This is a genomic window from Stutzerimonas zhaodongensis (assembly GCF_003696365.1).
Taxonomy (GTDB): Bacteria; Pseudomonadota; Gammaproteobacteria; order Pseudomonadales; family Pseudomonadaceae; genus Stutzerimonas; species Stutzerimonas zhaodongensis.
Genome location: NZ_RFFM01000001.1, coordinates 717,935 through 733,935, shown reverse-complemented (window position 1 = coordinate 733,935; position 16,001 = coordinate 717,935). Strand labels below are relative to the sequence as shown.

19 protein-coding genes are annotated in these 16,001 nt (G+C 62.3%); 10 read left to right on the top strand and 9 right to left on the bottom strand.

What is annotated here, in order from left to right; all coding sequences use genetic code 11:
* Positions 1-9: 9 nt before the first annotated feature.
* Together ribD and nrdR are read right to left on the bottom strand one after the other, a co-directional pair.
* Positions 10-1,119 (bottom strand): bifunctional diaminohydroxyphosphoribosylaminopyrimidine deaminase/5-amino-6-(5-phosphoribosylamino)uracil reductase RibD, encoded by a 1,110-nt coding sequence (gene ribD / locus EA797_RS03250; protein ID WP_122163745.1) that lies wholly within the window; start codon positions 1,117-1,119, stop codon positions 10-12.
* Entirely contained in the window at positions 1,116-1,583 is a 468-nt protein-coding gene (gene nrdR, locus EA797_RS03245; RefSeq protein ID WP_122163744.1) for a transcriptional regulator NrdR, read from the bottom strand. The genes ribD and nrdR overlap by 4 nt, the downstream gene beginning before the upstream one ends.
* 114 nt (positions 1,584-1,697) lie before the next feature.
* Between nrdR and EA797_RS03240 the strand changes: the two genes are divergently transcribed.
* The 4 genes from EA797_RS03240 (at position 1,698) to trxA (ending at position 4,337) form a co-directional block, all read left to right on the top strand.
* Positions 1,698-2,126, top strand: a complete 429-nt coding sequence (locus EA797_RS03240) for a YbaY family lipoprotein (RefSeq protein WP_122163743.1) — start codon at positions 1,698-1,700, stop codon at positions 2,124-2,126.
* Complete coding sequence (locus EA797_RS03235) at positions 2,123-2,806, top strand: class I SAM-dependent methyltransferase (RefSeq protein ID WP_122163742.1); 684 nt, start codon at positions 2,123-2,125, stop codon at positions 2,804-2,806. The genes EA797_RS03240 and EA797_RS03235 overlap by 4 nt, the downstream gene beginning before the upstream one ends.
* 44 nt (positions 2,807-2,850) lie before the next feature.
* Positions 2,851-3,384 (top strand): RNA 2',3'-cyclic phosphodiesterase, encoded by a 534-nt coding sequence (thpR, locus tag EA797_RS03230; protein ID WP_122163741.1) that lies wholly within the window; start codon positions 2,851-2,853, stop codon positions 3,382-3,384.
* 83 nt (positions 3,385-3,467) lie between these two features.
* Positions 3,468-4,337, top strand: coding sequence for a thioredoxin (trxA, locus tag EA797_RS03225; protein ID WP_122163740.1), 870 nt, complete (start codon positions 3,468-3,470; stop codon positions 4,335-4,337).
* Between the two features lie 232 nt (positions 4,338-4,569).
* Here the strand turns inward: trxA and EA797_RS03220 are convergent, their stop codons facing one another.
* From EA797_RS03220 to EA797_RS03210, 3 genes are all read right to left on the bottom strand, one after another.
* On the bottom strand, positions 4,570-5,160 hold the full coding sequence (locus tag EA797_RS03220; protein ID WP_122163739.1) for an HAD family hydrolase: 591 nt from the start codon (positions 5,158-5,160) through the stop codon (positions 4,570-4,572).
* Positions 5,157-6,026, bottom strand: coding sequence for an acyl-CoA thioesterase II (gene tesB / locus EA797_RS03215; protein WP_122163738.1), 870 nt, complete (start codon positions 6,024-6,026; stop codon positions 5,157-5,159). The genes EA797_RS03220 and tesB overlap by 4 nt, the downstream gene beginning before the upstream one ends.
* A gap of 82 nt (positions 6,027-6,108) precedes the next feature.
* Positions 6,109-6,684: a GNAT family N-acetyltransferase gene (locus EA797_RS03210; protein WP_122163737.1), complete on the bottom strand. Its 576-nt coding sequence runs from the start codon at positions 6,682-6,684 to the stop codon at positions 6,109-6,111.
* Between the two features lie 67 nt (positions 6,685-6,751).
* Here EA797_RS03210 and EA797_RS03205 point away from each other — a divergent pair, with 67 nt between their 5' ends.
* From EA797_RS03205 to EA797_RS03195, 3 genes are all read left to right on the top strand, one after another.
* The gene (locus EA797_RS03205; protein WP_122163736.1) at positions 6,752-7,672 is read left to right on the top strand and encodes a histone deacetylase family protein; all 921 of its coding nucleotides are present in this window, start codon (positions 6,752-6,754) and stop codon (positions 7,670-7,672) included.
* A 140-nt stretch (positions 7,673-7,812) separates the two neighbouring features.
* Positions 7,813-8,811, top strand: a complete 999-nt coding sequence (locus tag EA797_RS03200) for a YrzE family protein (RefSeq protein ID WP_122163735.1) — start codon at positions 7,813-7,815, stop codon at positions 8,809-8,811.
* A gap of 149 nt (positions 8,812-8,960) precedes the next feature.
* On the top strand, positions 8,961-10,193 hold the full coding sequence (locus tag EA797_RS03195; RefSeq protein ID WP_122163734.1) for a TIGR03862 family flavoprotein: 1,233 nt from the start codon (positions 8,961-8,963) through the stop codon (positions 10,191-10,193).
* Here the strand turns inward: EA797_RS03195 and rhlE1 are convergent.
* Positions 10,190-11,515, bottom strand: coding sequence for an RNA helicase RhlE1 (rhlE1, locus tag EA797_RS03190; RefSeq protein ID WP_122163733.1), 1,326 nt, complete (start codon positions 11,513-11,515; stop codon positions 10,190-10,192). The genes EA797_RS03195 and rhlE1 overlap by 4 nt on opposite strands.
* A 153-nt stretch (positions 11,516-11,668) precedes the next feature.
* Positions 11,669-12,142, bottom strand: a complete 474-nt coding sequence (locus tag EA797_RS03185; RefSeq protein ID WP_122164665.1) for an NYN domain-containing protein — start codon at positions 12,140-12,142, stop codon at positions 11,669-11,671.
* A gap of 115 nt (positions 12,143-12,257) precedes the next feature.
* Here EA797_RS03185 and EA797_RS03180 point away from each other — a divergent pair, with 115 nt between their 5' ends.
* Complete coding sequence (locus EA797_RS03180; protein ID WP_122163732.1) at positions 12,258-12,938, top strand: hypothetical protein; 681 nt, start codon at positions 12,258-12,260, stop codon at positions 12,936-12,938.
* Positions 12,939-13,005: 67 nt separating this feature from the next.
* Positions 13,006-13,440, top strand: a complete 435-nt coding sequence (locus tag EA797_RS03175) for a VOC family protein (RefSeq protein ID WP_122163731.1) — start codon at positions 13,006-13,008, stop codon at positions 13,438-13,440.
* 12 nt (positions 13,441-13,452) lie between these two features.
* Here the strand turns inward: EA797_RS03175 and EA797_RS03170 are convergent, their stop codons facing one another.
* The gene (locus EA797_RS03170; protein WP_122163730.1) at positions 13,453-14,295 is read right to left on the bottom strand and encodes an SDR family oxidoreductase; all 843 of its coding nucleotides are present in this window, start codon (positions 14,293-14,295) and stop codon (positions 13,453-13,455) included.
* A 253-nt stretch (positions 14,296-14,548) separates the two neighbouring features.
* Here EA797_RS03170 and EA797_RS03165 point away from each other — a divergent pair, with 253 nt between their 5' ends.
* Positions 14,549-15,244, top strand: coding sequence for a substrate-binding periplasmic protein (locus EA797_RS03165; protein ID WP_122163729.1), 696 nt, complete (start codon positions 14,549-14,551; stop codon positions 15,242-15,244).
* Positions 15,245-15,270: 26 nt separating this feature from the next.
* Here the strand turns inward: EA797_RS03165 and EA797_RS03160 are convergent, their stop codons facing one another.
* Positions 15,271-15,987: a (2Fe-2S) ferredoxin domain-containing protein gene (locus EA797_RS03160; RefSeq protein WP_122163728.1), complete on the bottom strand. Its 717-nt coding sequence runs from the start codon at positions 15,985-15,987 to the stop codon at positions 15,271-15,273.
* Positions 15,988-16,001 lie beyond the last annotated feature (14 nt).

Here is a 16,001-nt window from a genome sequence, read left to right as displayed (position 1 = left end):
GATCGTGTGTCAGCTCGCCGGCACGGCGATGACTTTCCAGTCGTCGCCAACGGCCCGGATGTCCTTGATCTGCAGTTCTCGCGCTTCGCTCATGCGCTCCAGTGGCAGATCCAGCAGCGGTCGAGCCGCAGAACCCAGGAAATTGGCGGCAACGAACAACTGGTACTCATCGATCAAACCCAATGCTGCAAAGGCGCCTGCCAGACGTGGCCCTGCCTCGAGCAGAACCTCGTTGGCGCCACGGACCCCGAGCTCGCGTAGCAGCGCCAGAAGATCCACGTGCCCCGCATCACCCACCAAAGTCAGTAATTCGTGTCCCGCTGCCCGATAAGTTTCAGCCTGATCAGATCGAGTGCTCGCCACCAGCGCGGGGCCTGCCTGGAAGAACGGCGTGTCCAACGGCACGCGCAGCTGCCCGTCCACCAGCACCCGCAACGGAGGACGCTGCATGGCCAGCGCGGTCATCTCCTCATCGAGCCCTAACTCTGCCGCTCGGACGGTCAGCCTGGCATTGTCCATCAGCACCGTATCGGCGCCAGTCAACACCAAGCTCGATTGCGCACGCAGCCGCTGGACCTCGGAACGGGCCGCGGCCCCGGTAATCCACTGGCTTTCACCGCTGGCCATGGCGGTACGGCCATCCAGGCTCATGGCGAGCTTGGCCCGCAAATAAGGCAGGCCGGACTCCATGCGTTTGATGAAGCCGACATTCAGCGCTCGGGCATCAGTCTCCAGCACTCCACTTGAAACCTCGATCCCGGCGCTGCGCAAGCGCTCGAGGCCCCGCCCGGCTACTTGGGGATTGGGGTCCTGCATGGCTGCGACGACACGAGCGACGCCGGCGTTGACCAGGGCTTCGGCGCAAGGTGGCGTGCGCCCATGGTGGCTGCAGGGCTCAAGGGTGACGTAAGCAGTCGCACCGCGGGCGCGCTCGCCCGCCTGGCGCAACGCATGGACTTCGGCATGTGGCTCGCCTGTGCGCGCATGCCAGCCCTCGCCGACAAGCTCGCCATCCTTGACGATGACGCAGCCCACCCGCGGATTGGGATGCGTGGAGTACAGCCCTTTGCGAGCAAGCTGCAGCGCCAGGGCCATCCACGCGTGGTCTGTGGTGCTCATTCGGTTTTTACAGGCTCGCGTGACAGGCGTTCGATTTCCTCGCGGAATTCATTCAGATCCTGAAAACGTCGATAGACCGAGGCAAAGCGGATATAGGCAACTTCGTCGAGCTTCTGCAGCTCGACCATCACCAGCTCGCCGAGCACGCGCGACTTGATCTCGCGCTCGCCGGTTGCGCGCAGTCGATGTTTGATATGGGCGATGGCTTCTTCCAGCCGCTCGACGCTGACCGGTCTTTTTTCCAGCGCACGCTGCATGCCGGCGCGCAATTTCTCTTCATCGAACGGCTGACGGCTGCCGTCCTGCTTGATCAGCCGCGGCATGACCAGTTCGGCCGTTTCGAAAGTGGTGAAACGCTCGCCACAGGCGAGGCACTCACGGCGGCGACGCACCTGATCGCCCTCGGCTACGAGGCGCGAGTCGATGACTTTGGTGTCATGTGCACCACAGAAGGGACAATGCATGGGTCAGAGCTGTCAGACGTCGGGAGGGCCATGGTAGCGCATCCCGCCGGCAAGACAAATCGGGCGGATTGTTGCTATACAGGCGCGCATTAACGCCACGTTCTGGAGTTCTCCGTGCAGTTACGCCCACTTGTTCTGCCTGCTTTGATAGTGATGCTGTTTGGCTGCTCCAGTGAGCAGACCCAGCGCCCGACTGCACCCGTGACATTCGAGGAGCTGCCGCAGGAAACGACGCTGATGCACGAGCTGCACGGCAGCCTGATCGGTGTGCCAGCCGACAGTGAGGTCGAGTTGGCCCTGCTCGAAGTCAATCGCCGTGACCAGCCTGACCGCCTGCTCAGCAATGTGCAGTTGCAAGGCCGAGGCAGCGATCTGCCCTTCATCCTCAAGTTCAACGCCGAGGAGTTTCCCAAGGAACAGAAGGTTGAACTACGCGGGCGGGTAACGCGTTCAGGTCAGTTGATCATGAGCCTGCCTGCCGTCGATATCACCAGCTCGGCCACTCAGTCGCTGGGCCCGTTGCGTCTGGTGCCAGCACCTTGACGCCACCGGCTGAATTGCAGGCAGCGCTGACTGACCTGCTGGGTGATGCGCGGCTGTGCGTCGAATCGCTGCCCGATACCGATGTACGCCTGTGGCTGATCGATGCCGCCAACATGGAACGCGCTTTCAGCCCCGAGGAAACCCGACGGATCCTCCATGCCCCTCCTTACTGGTGCTTCTGCTGGGCGAGTGGGCTGGTGCTTGCGCGTTGGCTGGCGGCGAATCCCGAATGGGTCCGCGGCAAACGCGTACTGGACTTCGGGTCTGGATCGGGCGTTGCCGCTATCGCCGCAGCGAAGGCTGGGGCTGTCGAAGTGGTGGCCTGTGACCTTGACCCGCTGGCCTTGGCCGCCTGTCGCGCCAATGCCGAGCTGAATGGTGTGCAGCTCTGCTATTCGCAGGACTTCTTCGCTGAAGCAGATCGCTACGACCTGATCATCGTCGCGGACGTGCTCTATGACCGCGAAAATCTCCCTTTGCTGGATCAGTTCCTCACCCGTGGTCAGGTTGCGCTGGTCGCCGATTCCCGCGTCCGTGACTTTCAGCACCCCTTGTACGAACGCCTGGATGTGCTCGACGCCTGCACCTGGCCGGATCTGGCCGAGCCTGCAGAATTTCGGCGTGTAAGCCTCTACCAGGCTGACCGCCGCGCGGCCGCCGAGTCGACGATAGTCGGCTGAACCTACCGCAAGCAGCAGTCATGCCGAGAAAGGAGGAGCACACCATGGCCAGCGAGAAACCTCTGCGCCTGTTCTTCGCCCTGGGCTGCCCGCCTGCATTGGCGGACAATATCTGCAGCTGGCGCGACAGCCTGCCGCTGGCCGGCAGACCTGTAGCCAAAGACAACCTGCATCTGACCTTGGCGTTTCTCGGCAGCCAGCCCACGACAGCGCTAGACGGTTTCAAGGATCTAGGCGATCAACTGCGCGGCACCAGCTTCTACCTGCGCCTGGATCAGGTGCAGACGATTGGCAATGGCTTCCTGTGCCTGACGCCAGGCTTACCCCCACCCCCTTTACTCCAACTGGTCGACAATTTGCGTACAGGCCTGTCTTCCCTGGGTATGGTTCCAGACTCGCGGCCTTTTCTGCCGCACGTGACGCTGGCACGCGAGGCCGTTATGCATCAGCCGCACTTCGCGTCGGAAGCATTCGAATGGCGCGTGAATGGCTACGGCCTGTTCCGCTCGGAAAATACCGAATCGGGCGTACGCTACGATGAACTGGTGCACTGGCCCCTAGCGGCTACGAGCGGCTGACCATTACGGCCTTGCTTCCGCTTCGGCCCGCCCCCACTTAACATGCTCGCCTCATTTCGCACGCGCAGATTCCGAGACCTCCGATGAGCCAGACCCCCTACATCTTCGACGTGACCGGTGCCAACTTTGAGCAACTGGTGCTGGAAAACTCCTTTCACAAACCGGTGCTCGTGGACTTCTGGGCCGAATGGTGCGCGCCGTGCAAGGCGTTGATGCCGCTGCTAGCGAAGATCACCGAGGAGTACCAGGGCGAGTTGGTGCTGGCGAAGGTCAACTGCGATGTCGAGCAAGATGTGGTCGCCCGTTTCGGCGTTCGCAGCCTACCAACCGTCGTGCTGTTCAAAGATGGCCAACCGGTGGACGGTTTCGCCGGTGCTCAGCCCGAATCCGCGATACGCGCGATGCTGGCACCGCATGTACAGGCACCCGCCGAGCCTGAAGCCGATCTGCTGGAGTCTGCACAGGCAATGTTCGCCGAAGGCCGTATCGGTGACGCGGAGAACCTGCTCAAGCAGTTGCTGACCGAGGATAACGAAAACGCTGCAGCGCTGATTCTTTATGCGCGCTGCCTGGCCGAGCGTGGCGAACTGGGCGAAGCCGAAGCTGTGCTCAATGCGGTGAAGGGGGACGAGCACAAGCAGGCGCTGGCCGGCGCCCGTGCGCAGCTGACTTTTCTTCGCCAAGCCAAGGATTTGCCTGAAGTCGCCGATCTCAAAAGCCGCCTCGCCCAGAACGCCGACGACGATGAAGCAGCTTATCAGCTGGCCATCCAGCAACTGGCGCGCCAGCAACACGAAGCCGCGTTGGATGGGCTGTTGAAGCTCTTCGTACGCAATCGCGGTTACGCCGAAGGCCTGCCGCACAAAACGTTGTTGCAGGTATTCGACCTCCTAGGCAGCGACCACCCGCTGGTCACCACCTACCGCCGCAAGCTGTACCAGGCGCTGTATTGATCCCCAGATGAATCAATGGGTATCGCTCCGCTCAACGCCATCCTACGACGTAGTGAGCCGATCCGTAGGGTGGATGGCGCTCTTTTCATCCACCGGTGCCAACGCTCGGTGGATCGATGACGCGGTATCCACCCTACGAAGCCACGCTACGACGTGCAGCGGACTTATCCGTAGGACTGGTTGAGCCTGCGATACCCATCGAAGCTGAACCTGGCTTCCGAAACCACACGCCTCAGCTCAACGACCGCAGCAGCTCGGCACAATCGCGCGCATGCAGCTCGGTCAGTTCCGGCCAGGGATTCTCCGGAAGATTGACCAGCACTCCGCGCGCACCGGCGGCACTGGCACATTCCAGGTCAAATCGGAAATCACCCACCATCACCAGTTCCTGCGGCTCGACACCCCATTTCTGAGCGAGATGCAGCAAGCCACCGGGATCGGGTTTTGGCGGCGCTTCGTCTCGCCCGAGGATGTCTTCGCTGGCGAAGCAGTCGCCCATCCCCACCGCCTGCAGTGTCACCAGCGCCAGCTCATGCGCATTGCGAGTCAATACGCCGAGGCGGCATCCCCGATCACGCAACGCATGCAGAAGCTCGCGCGCACCCGGTGCCGGGCTAGCGGCGTAGGCAAGCTCCCGCTCATGTTCGAGTAGCCAGGCGCGTTTGCTGGCGGCTTCGTCAGCCGGCAGCGCGGCAAGATGGTGGAGGATGTCGTCCTCTTCGGGAATGTCCAGCGCGCGCTTGATCGCCGGAAAATCGTGCACCGCCAGCGTCAGGGTGCCGTCCATATCGAACACCCAATGCCGCGCCTGCGCCAGGCTCACTTCCAGTCCTCACGCACGCGAATCAGCCCTTCCTGCGCGACCGAGGCGACCAACTGACCGGCGCGGTTGAAGATGCTGCCACGCGCGAATCCGCGCGCATTGCCTGCCCAGGGGCTGTCCATCGAGTAAAGCAGCCACTCGTCCGCACGCACTTCGCGGTGAAACCAGATGGCATGGTCAAGGCTCGCCAGCTGGATGAACTTGCTCCAGGAGCTGACACCATGCGGCTGCAGCGCAGTCCCGATGAAGCTGAAGTCCGATGCGTAGGCGACCAGGTATTTATGCAGTGCAGGGTTATCCGGCAGCGAGCCGTCGGCGCGGAACCAGATATGCCGGATCGGCTCGATCGGCTGGGGGTTTATCGGGTCCTGCAAGGTCACCGGCCGGATCTCGATGGGCTTGGGCCGGCGGAGCTTTTCCGCGACCCGTGCAGGCACCAGCGGCGTCAACTTGTGCAACAGTTCCCACTCGCTGAGCAGATTCTCCGGCCCAACCACTTCTGGCATCGGCAACTGATGCTCGAAGCCCGTCTCATCGGCCTGAAACGAGGCGCTGCAGGTGAAGATGGTCTGACCTTTCTGGATCGCACTGACCCGACGAGTGGTGAAACTGCCGCCATCGCGTACCCGATCCACGTCATAGACCACCGGCTGATGGGAGTCTCCTGGCCGTAGGAAGTAGCCATGCATGGAATGCACATGCCGCTCAGGCGCGACAGTCTGGCTGGCAGCTGACAGCGCCTGGCCGACCACCTGGCCGCCGAACAGCTGCGGAAACCCCAGATCCTGACTGGCACCGCGGAACAGGTTCTCTTCTATTCGCTCCAGCGACAGCAGGTTGACCAGCGTGTCTAGGGTGTCGCTCATGGTTTTGTTCCTTTATGAATTACGGGCACGGGGCAGGTGCGCAATGTTACGGATTCCGCCATGACCGCTCCACTGGTTGCGCTTATCGACGAATGTCGGCCCAGACGTCCCTCGTGATCCGGTACAGCCTGTGGGGGCGTAACGGATGCCCGGCGGAGATATGCGGATGCTCGAAGTCATCCGCCGGCTCGTGTTGCATGCCCAGCGCCTCCATCAAACCCAGCGAAGGCTCATTCACTGCGGCGGTGTAAGCCACTACTTCCGCTAGCTGCAACCGGTCGAACGCGCATGCCAGAGACGCCTCTGCCGCCTCTTTGGCAAGGCCCTGGCCCCAATGCTCGTGAGCGAGCCGCCAGCCGACCTCCACCGCTGGGCAGAACGGCAACTGCAAGCGACTCCAGGCCAAGCCGGCCAATCCGATCAGGCGCCCGTTCTCCTTGAGTTCCAGGGCCCAAAAGCCAAATCCGTATCGCGCGAAGTGAATCCGGCAACGGGCCATTGCTGCTGCGCAATCATCGCGCGAGAGCAATCCGGGAAAATAGCGCATCACCAGCGGGTCAGCGCAGAGTTCTGCCAGCGGGTCCAGATCCGAGTCACGCCACGCACGTAGGCGTAGACGCGGCGTGTCCAGTTCGATGCGTTCCATCGGTTTGCCCATACGGTTTCCTTGAAGAGAGAAATACCTGCTCTGCATACTGGCTGCTGATCTCCTCAGGCGCCAATCGATGTCCCTGCCGCTGGTATTCCATGACGATTACAGCCCTCAGTTGCCGCCTGGCCATCGCTTCCCGATGGAGAAGTTCCGGCTGCTGCGTGACCATCTTGTCGAGCGCGGCCTGACCACCGACCAGGCGTTATTACGCCCTGAATTGTGTTCAGCCGATATCCTGGCACTCGCACATGATCGCCATTATGTCGAACGATACTGCTGCGGCGACATGAGTCGCGAGGAGTTGCGGCGCCTCGGCCTGCCCTGGAGCCCGGAACTGGCCCAGCGCACGGTTCGTGCAGTGGGTGGGTCCCTGCTCGCCGCTGAGCTGGCATTGCAGCACGGGCTGGCCTGCCACCTGGCGGGCGGCACCCACCATGCCCATCATGACCACGCCTCGGGGTTCTGCATCTTCAATGACCTGGCAATCATCGCCCTGTCGCTGTTGGAAAGTGGTCGTGTCGGGCGTGTGTTGATCTTCGACTGCGATGTTCACCAGGGCGACGGCACGGCACGAATTCTCGAAGATACCGCCGACGCGGTGACGGTCTCGCTGCATTGCGAGAAAAACTTTCCCGCACGCAAGGCCCGCAGCGACTGGGACATCGGCTTGCCGCCCGGCATGGGCGACGCCGAATACCTCAAAGTCGTCGATGACACCCTCAGCTACCTGCTGCCGCTGTATCAGCCAGACCTGGTGATTTACGACGCCGGCGTGGACGTCCACCGGGACGATGCACTGGGCCTGCTGAATCTGAGCAATGAAGGCCTGGCCATGCGGGACACGGCGGTGATCGATCACTGCCTGGGAAGGGATATCCCGGTGGTAGGCGTGATTGGCGGCGGTTACGACAAGGACCGCGCCCTGCTCGCTCGCCGGCATGCACAATTGCATTTCAGCGCCGACGACGCCTGGAAACGCTACGGCCTGCGCTGACGGAGCACCACTGGTCATACCAATTCAGATTGCGCGGAACTTAGATAGGGGTTAATGCCCTTAACTCTATGTATGGGAGACCTGTACAGCACATTTCCGCGCTGTAGCGAGCACTCGTCATATAACGACTAGGAATGATGATGCTCGAAGCCGACCGCGACACTATTGCTTATCAAAGCGTCCGCAACCGCTATTTCCCACACGCATCATGGAGTGCCGTATTCGCCGGCATTGCACTGGCACTCGTAGTTTCGTTGCTGTTGCACTTGCTGGGCACAGCCATAGGCGCCTCCACGATCGATCCCGCAACGGAACATAATCCAGTCGCCGGTCTGGGAATGGGTGCAATCATCTGGATGGTGCTTGCTGGGGTCATCTCGCTCGCCATCGGCGGTTATGTCGCCGGCCGCATGGCGCCCCGTCACGGCATGCTGCACGGCCTGCTGGTTTGGGCGGTCACTACACTGGTTACGGTGTACTTGATTGCAAGCCTGGTAGGTTCGGCAGTCTCGGGCGCGGCCAGCATGGCAGGCTCGACCGTACAGGCCGTTGGCTCAAGCGTCGCTTCGATGGCACCTGCCATAGGCGGCGAAATCAAAGAGCAGGTCAATGAGGCCGACATCGATCTGGACCTGAGCGATATCCAGGCCGAGGTCAAGCAGGCGCTGCGTCAGACCGGCAAACCCGAACTTGCCCCTGAAAACCTTGAGCAAGACGCCGAACAGGTTCAGCAACAAGCGCAAAATCGCGCTGAGCAGACCAAACAGAATCCTGAACAGGCTGACGAGCAACTCTCTGCACTCTTCGATCACATCAAGGAGAGAGGCGAGGAAACCTTGAACGCTGCTGACCGCGAAGCCATGGTCAACCTGATCCAGGAGCGCGGCAACATGAGCCAGCAGGAAGCTGAGCAAATGGCGACCGAGATCGAACAGCAGTATCAGGAGGCGTACGTCAAGTTCAAGGAGCTGCAGGCTCAAGCTGAGCAAAAAGCCCGTGAAATTGCTGACCAAGCTGCCAAACGTGTATCGCAAGCCAGCTGGGCACTGCTGATCATGATGCTGATCACCGGTGCAGTTGCAGGCTTTGCGGGCATGTTCGGCTATCGCCGTCAGCCCAAGCAGAACGACGCGGTTTAAGCCTCACCAACCCCGGCGCTCCATGCGCCGGGGCTTTTCATCTTTTCCACCACGTCACGCCCTCTCCAATCCCGCTGCACCCAAATCGCAATGCCCCCCTACCCGATGAACCGTTAGAATGCCGGCCTTTCAGCCAGGCGTCCGGACCCATGCCGACCCCCTCCACACCTGCTCGTATTGCCATCATCGGCGGCGGCCCCGCTGGGCTAATGGCCGCCGAAGTTGCAAGCAAGGCCGGCGTTGCGGTCGACCTGTATGACGCCATGCCCTCGGTAGGGCGCAAATTCCTGCTGGCTGGCGTGGGCGGGATGAACATCACCCACTCCGAAGCCTTCGAGCCGTTCGTCACGCGTTACCGCGAACGCGCACCCGACATCCGCCCACTGCTGGAAAGTTTCACCCCGCAAGCACTACGCGACTGGATTCACGGCCTGGGTATCGACACATTCGTCGGCAGCTCCGGCCGCGTCTTCCCCACCGACATGAAAGCCGCACCATTGCTGCGGGCCTGGCTGCGGCGGTTACGTGATAACGGCGTGCGCATTCATACGCGTCACCGCTGGCTGGGCTGGAACGCCGACGGCAGCATGCGCCTGGACAGTCCGGACGGCGAAATCAGCATCGCCGCCGATGCCGTGCTGCTCGCTCTTGGAGGCGGCAGCTGGGCACGCCTGGGATCGGACGGCGCCTGGGTTTCGCTGCTGGAGGAACAGGGCATCGCTATCAGCCCGTTGCGGCCAGCAAACTGCGGCTTCGAGGTGGCGAGCTGGAGCCAGCACTTGCAGCAGAAATTCGCTGGCGCTCCGCTTAAAACCGTCAGTCTCGCTCTCGCAGGCAATCCGCCGCGCAAGGGCGAGTTCGTGGTGACCGCCAGCGGTATCGAAGGCAGCCTGGTGTATGCGCTTTCTGCCGAGATCCGCCAGGCTATCGAGCATGACGGCAGCGCCACCGTCATGCTGGACCTGCTACCCGACCACTCGTTGGACAAAGTCATACGGGCCCTGAGCAAACCGCGTGGGTCGCAATCGATGGCCAAGCACCTCAAGCGCCAGCTCAGCCTAGACGGCGTAAAGGCTGGGCTGCTGAGGGAGCTGAGCCCGACGGATGCATTCGATGACCCGCAGCGCCTGGCGAGCGCCTTGAAAGCGCTGCCCATCCCCCTGGTCCGCCCTCGCCCGCTGGATGAAGCCATCAGCAGCGCGGGCGGTGTGCCTTTCGAAGCATTGGACGAAGCCCTGATGCTACGCCAGATGCCCGGCGTGTTCTGCGCAGGTGAAATGCTCGACTGGGAAGCACCAACCGGCGGCTATCTGCTGACGGCCTGTTTCGCCAGCGGCCGCGAAGCCGCACAGGGCATGTTGCGCTGGTTAGCTGGGCGCTAGCGCTTCTTCGCGGGCTTGCCGCCGCCCAGGCTCGGAACCTTGCGAATAGGCTTGGCGTTGGGCTTTTCGCTTTCATCGAACCAGTTGCCCAGATGGACACGGCCTTTGCTCGCGCCGTCCTTGGGTTTTTTCGGCTTCTTGGGCTTCTTGATGATCTGCCCGCCGGGCTGGGTGGTCGGGACGCGGTGATCGGGCACGAACCCTGGCTCGTCGTGTCGCGGCAGAACCTGCTGAATCAGGGTTTCGATGGCGGCCAGCTGATCCACTTCATCAGCGGCGACCAGCGACACCGCCTCGCCTGTCGCGCCGGCGCGGCCGGTACGTCCAATGCGGTGCACGTAATCTTCGGCGACGGTGGGCAGGTCGAAGTTGACCACCTGCGGCAGGTCATGGATGTCCAGACCACGCGCCGCCACGTCAGTCGCCACCAGCACCTGCACTTCTCCAGCCTTGAAGCGCTCCAGCGCCCGCAACCGTGACGCCTGCGGCTTGTCGCCGTGGATCGCATCGCTGGATATTCCCTGTGCCTGCAGCTCCTCTACCAGCTGGTCGACGCCCTTGCGCGTCTTGACGAACACCAGCACCTGCCCCCAGCGCTTTTCCACCAGAAGGTGCAGGAACAGCTCGGACTTGCGCTTCTTGTCCACCGGCACCAGCCACTGCTTCACCGTCTTGGCGGCAGCATTGCGCGGGCTGACTTCGATGGACAGCGGGTCGCGCAGCAGCTTCTGCGCCATCTGCCGGATCGCGTCGGAGAAGGTCGCGGAAAACAGCAGGGTCTGGCGCTTCTTAGGCAGGGCGCTGAACAGCGCGTCCAGCTCTTCGGAAAATCCGAGGTCCAGCATCCGATCGGCCTCATCCAGCACCAGCGCTTGCACCTGGCCGAACTTAACTGCGTTCTGGCGATACAGGTCGAGCAGGCGGCCCGGCGTTGCCACCAGTACGTCGATGCCTTTACGCAGCGCCATCATCTGCGGGTTGATGCTGACGCCGCCGTAAACCGCATAGGTGCGCAGCGGCAGGTCTTGACCGTAGGTTCTGAAGCTCTCATGCACCTGCTCTGCCAGCTCACGGGTCGGCACCAGCACCAGCGCCCGGACTGAATTGCTCGTCACTTGCGGCCCTTCATGCAACAGACGTTGCAGCAACGGCAACGCGAAACCGGCCGTCTTGCCAGTGCCGGTCTGCGCCGCAGCCATAAGGTCGCGGCCCTTGAGCACGGCGGGGATGGCCTTGGCCTGAACCGGCGTCGGCTGGGTGTAATCGAGCGATTCGAGGGTGAGCAGCAGCTGGTCGATCAGGCCGAGTGAGGCGAAGGTCATGGCGAAAACCGGGAGTACGAAAACGAGGTGCGCAGTTTACTCGCAAAGGACGCTGGAAGCTGAGCGTAGGGTGGATGTCGCTTTCTACATCCACCGTTCGCCGCAGAATGGGACATGCGCCACCGGCAGCCCCAGGAGAGATGGGCCAAGGCGCTATCGCAGAAGCAGCTTGCCCTCGATGGGCACGTAGCGAGTGGCGGCACGAATCAGCGAGTTGGCCGTCAGGCCCGGCGCGCCATAGGCTGTCGCGTCAACACCACCGGCACGCACGCGATCGAGCAGCAAGTCGAAATCGCCGTCGCCCGAGGCCAGCACCACTTCATCGACACGCGGCACCACATCCAGCACGTCGATGGTGATTCCCACGTCCCAGTCGCCCTTGGCTGAGCCGTCGCTGCGCTGGATGTAAGGCTTGAGCTTCACCGTGAAACCAAGGTTGCGCAGGATCTGCTGGAACTGCTGCTGCTTGGCGTCGCCTCGGTCGATTGCGTAGGCATACGCCTCGACGATCTCGCCGCGCTCGCTGAGCTCAGCCCAAAGCGCGGAATAGTTGAAATGGCAGCCGTGAGCCTGGCGCACCGTGTAGTAGAGGTTCTGCACGTCGGCAAACAAGGCGATCTTCTTCACGCGATGACCTGAGCGGAGGAATGGCCGCTCAGTATGGACGGCAATGGCACGCATGTCGCCGACCGGCGGCTTGGGCTAAAGTGCGCGCCTGTTTTCAAGAGTTATCTGCATTGCGATGAATGTCCTGACCATCCTCCGAGACGCCTGGTTTTTCTACTCACGTAACCTGGCCTCCATCGTGCGCCTCTGCCTGCCGCTGATCGTGCTAGAGAGCTGCACACGTCTGGCCGTCAGCCACCTGTTCGGCAAGGACGTCATGCCGGCGCAGGAACTGCTGATCGGACTGGTCTTCTACCCGCTGTACATCGCAGCGCTGATCCTGTTTCTCGACGCGCGCAGCCGTGGCTATGCGCCGCCGCTGCGCGAAGTAATGAAGCGCGCATTGCCACTGTGGCCGACGATGGCCGTGCTGGCCGGGCTCGGCACCCTGCTGATCATGCTCGGCGCTTCGCTGTTCGTGCTGCCCGGCCTCTGGGTAATGGTCAAGATCGCATTTGCCGAGTACCTGCTCGTGCTGCGCGGCCTGAGCCCGCTGGCGGCCTTGAAACAGAGCTTTCTCGAAACCCGTGGTCACTTCCTGCTCGTGCTCGGTTGCATCATGGCGGTGCTGCTGCCCTTGTGGCTTCTGGAGGCCTGGATCGCAGCACAACTGTGGGCCGGCGAAAACGCGCCGGGCCCTGTCGCTGTACTGGTGGACAGCGTCGTCGGCGTGGTGCAACTGCTGGCAACCGTGGTGCTGTTCCGCTGCTTCATGCTCTGCAGTCCGCCAATGATCGCGCGCGACGAGCAAAGTTGAGGATGCACGCGGCAAATGTCGCTCTGCCAGTCTAGGCTTGGGCTCCACCCTTTGCGGAGGCCCTCTCATGACAGATCAGAATCCCAGCATACTTTCCCATGTCTCCCTGGGCAGCAACCGCTTCGATGAGGCTGCTGCCTTCTATGACCAGGCGCTCGCCACTCTTGGCTGCAAGCGCATCATGGCGCATCCAGGCGCTATCGCCTGGGGCCGTGAATATCCAGAGTTCTGGTTGCAGACGCCAATCGACGGCAAACCGGCCAATGTAGGCAACGGTACTCATATCGGCTTCTTCGCAGCGGACAAGGCGTCAGTCGATGCCTTTCATCGCGCGGCCCTTGCCGCTGGGGCTACCGATGAAGGTGCTCCAGGGCCACGGGAAGAGTATGGCGAACCTTATTACGGCTGCTTCGTCCGCGACCTCGATGGCCACAAGATCGAAGCCGCCTATTGGGACATCGAACTGATGCAGCGCCTCTACGACGGGGCGCCGCCGCGCTGACGCCCCTACAGCCTAGCCAGTGCCCTGCGTGTTTCGAGCACCTGCCAGCCGTGGGAGCAGCAGGTGCTCGAAAGCCCGCGGAAAACAGCGCGCAACCAGCCGAGCACGCCAGTCGAGATTGGACAACACCAGTAACTGACGCCTTTTCAAAGCGCCCTGATAGATCGATTCAGCCACGTCCTGCGGCGAGGCCACTCGCCCTACGGCCAGCGCCGGCTGCGGGGCGGTCGAACCGTCACCGACCAGTACGTTCTTGCGCAGATCGGTCGCGGTATAGCCCGGACACACCAGCATCACATTGACATCTGTATCGGCGAGCTCGGTGCGCAGGGTCTCGAAAAGTCCGTGCAGGGCATGCTTGCTGGCGTTGTAGGCGCCACGGTCAGGCACCGGCGCGTACTGCGAAAGCGAGCTGAGCACGATGATCTGCCCATTGCGGGCGACGAGGCTCGGCAGCGCAGCCTGGGTGCAATGCAGCGCCCCGTAGAAGTTGACTGCCATGATCCTTTCGAACACCGCCAGGCTGGTCTCGGCGACACGGCTGCGATGAGTGATGCCGGCGTTGTTGATCAGCACGTCGATCCCGCCGAAGCGCTCAACCACCAGGGCCACCGCCTGCTGCACGGCAGCCACGTCCGAAACATCGCAACGCAGGCCGAGGGCATCGGCATTGTGGTGATCGACCAGATGCTGCACCAGCCCGTCGATGGCGTTCTGATCGAGATCGAAGATCACCACGCGCGCACCTGCCTGGGCCATTCGTTCAGCAAGCGCACGGCCGATCCCGGCGCAGCCGCCGGTAATCAACACCACCTTGCGGTCGAACACCTTGTTGGTGAATACCTTGCGATACATAGACCTCTCCATGATTAATCCCGGCTACCGCACCATCAACGCGCGGCACCGCTCTGGCTTCAGCATAGCCAGCCCATTACCGGTCCGTCGCGTGTGGCTGGGTCCGCTCGGCCGAAGGCGTTGTTGCATGCACCAATCTGGACAGCCGCTCGCCGGGCGACCATGCTGCTAGAGCGTCAACCGCAAGGGGCAGTGAATTACCTTGAAGTCATTATTCTGGATACTGATTGCAGCGACTCTGGCTGGACCCTGCATGGCCACAACCGAGACGGAGCCTGCAAGAACACTGACGGTCGGCTTTTACGATTTTCCGCCAGCGATCTACAGTGATCCTCAGGGCCAAGCACAGGGGCCGCTGGTAGATCTCACCCGCCGGGTGATCGAACAGGCGGGTTATCAAGCGTCGTTTCGCGGGTTGCCGAGCGCGCGACTGTACGCAGCGCTGCAGAACGGCACTATCGATCTCTGGCCGGGAGCGCCCGGCAAACCGGAACTGCAAGCCGACACCCTGGAAGGGCGTGAGACACTCGCCCGAATCAACCTCAACCTGTATCACCGACCCGACACGCCGTCGCCCACGGTGCCAGACAGCCTGCGCAAGCGTGGCGTCATCATCATTGGTGGCTACAACTACTGGCCACAGGTGAATCAGATGCTGCGCGACCCGGCGTTGGAGATACGCCTGCATCGCACTGCCACGCACGCCTCGGCGCTGGAGATGCTCAAGCACCGCCGCGCTGATTACCTGCTCGATTACGAGGCACCGGTCAACCAGACGCTGGCGCGTCTCGGGTTGGGCCCACTGCCGTATATCCAGATGCACAAGGTGGCCATTCGATTCATCGTCTCGCGTCACATGGACGACAGTCAGGCCGTGGTCGATGCGCTGGATCGGGCCTATGCCGAAATGGCAGCAGCCGGTGAAGACCTCGATCTGCCAGAGCAATAGCCGCAGGCGCGAGGAAACTCACCTGCTTACTGATCCGGCATCAGCATTTCGGGCACCTCGCGCCGGGCAACGAACAACTCGTCGACCAACCGTGTCACCTCCGCCTCGTTGCGAACCCGGTACCACTTGCCGGCCGGATAGACGCTCAGCGTCGGGCCCTGATCGCAGGGGAACTGGCACTGCGTCCGAGTGATGTGGACGCCACCGGCGCATTCGAGCTTGCCGGCAGCCTTGAGCTTTTCCCTTAGCCCCTTCCACAGCGGCAAGGCACCGCGACGTGTGCAACGCGGGCCATTGCATAGCAGCACGCGGTGCTCATGCAGGGGAATCTTCGACCAGGCGTGCACATCTGGAAGCGGTGCGACGTCGGTGCACGGCAGGTGCAACTCCGGTCGGTCTATCAAGGCGCAGGCCGCTTCGACGGGCAGCGCCTCGGCGGTGCCAATTGCACTGGCCACGAAGATTTGCTCAGCGCCTTCGAGCTGCACGAGTTCGCTACGCAGCCAGTCAAGATGAGCGCTGCTCGATTGCGGCTCGAGGTCGATCACCAAGAGTGGCCGACCGCTTTCACTGACCGCATTCCACAGCGGTTCGTAGCCTGAGCCTGTATCGATCACGTCCCGCAGCGCTTGTTCGTCGCGCAAAGCAGCCAGACGTGCACGGAATACTTCGGCGAACGAGCCTTCAGACAGGTCGGGACCGACGAACAGGACGCGGGCGTAGGGTGAATCAGCGGTAGTCATTGGCTCTCTCCTTA

Excerpts from the sequence above, each read along its gene's own strand:
- EA797_RS03170 (WP_122163730.1), bottom strand. The coding sequence starts at position 14,295 with ATGTATCGCAAGGTATTCACCAACAAGGTGTTCGACCGCAAGGTGGTG.
- EA797_RS03195 (WP_122163734.1), top strand. The coding sequence starts at position 8,961 with ATGCCGACCCCCTCCACACCTGCTCGTATTGCCATCATCGGCGGCGGC.
- EA797_RS03205 (WP_122163736.1), top strand. The coding sequence starts at position 6,752 with ATGTCCCTGCCGCTGGTATTCCATGACGATTACAGCCCTCAGTTGCCG.
- EA797_RS03175 (WP_122163731.1), top strand. The coding sequence starts at position 13,006 with ATGACAGATCAGAATCCCAGCATACTTTCCCATGTCTCCCTGGGCAGC.
- EA797_RS03160 (WP_122163728.1), bottom strand. The coding sequence starts at position 15,987 with ATGACTACCGCTGATTCACCCTACGCCCGCGTCCTGTTCGTCGGTCCC.
- EA797_RS03180 (WP_122163732.1), top strand. The coding sequence starts at position 12,258 with ATGAATGTCCTGACCATCCTCCGAGACGCCTGGTTTTTCTACTCACGT.
- EA797_RS03210 (WP_122163737.1), bottom strand. The coding sequence starts at position 6,684 with ATGGGCAAACCGATGGAACGCATCGAACTGGACACGCCGCGTCTACGC.
- tesB (WP_122163738.1), bottom strand. The coding sequence starts at position 6,026 with ATGAGCGACACCCTAGACACGCTGGTCAACCTGCTGTCGCTGGAGCGA.
- EA797_RS03165 (WP_122163729.1), top strand. The coding sequence starts at position 14,549 with ATGGCCACAACCGAGACGGAGCCTGCAAGAACACTGACGGTCGGCTTT.
- thpR (WP_122163741.1), top strand. The coding sequence starts at position 2,851 with ATGGCCAGCGAGAAACCTCTGCGCCTGTTCTTCGCCCTGGGCTGCCCG.
- EA797_RS03200 (WP_122163735.1), top strand. The coding sequence starts at position 7,813 with ATGCTCGAAGCCGACCGCGACACTATTGCTTATCAAAGCGTCCGCAAC.
- trxA (WP_122163740.1), top strand. The coding sequence starts at position 3,468 with ATGAGCCAGACCCCCTACATCTTCGACGTGACCGGTGCCAACTTTGAG.
- ribD (WP_122163745.1), bottom strand. The coding sequence starts at position 1,119 with ATGAGCACCACAGACCACGCGTGGATGGCCCTGGCGCTGCAGCTTGCT.
- rhlE1 (WP_122163733.1), bottom strand. The coding sequence starts at position 11,515 with ATGACCTTCGCCTCACTCGGCCTGATCGACCAGCTGCTGCTCACCCTC.
- nrdR (WP_122163744.1), bottom strand. The coding sequence starts at position 1,583 with ATGCATTGTCCCTTCTGTGGTGCACATGACACCAAAGTCATCGACTCG.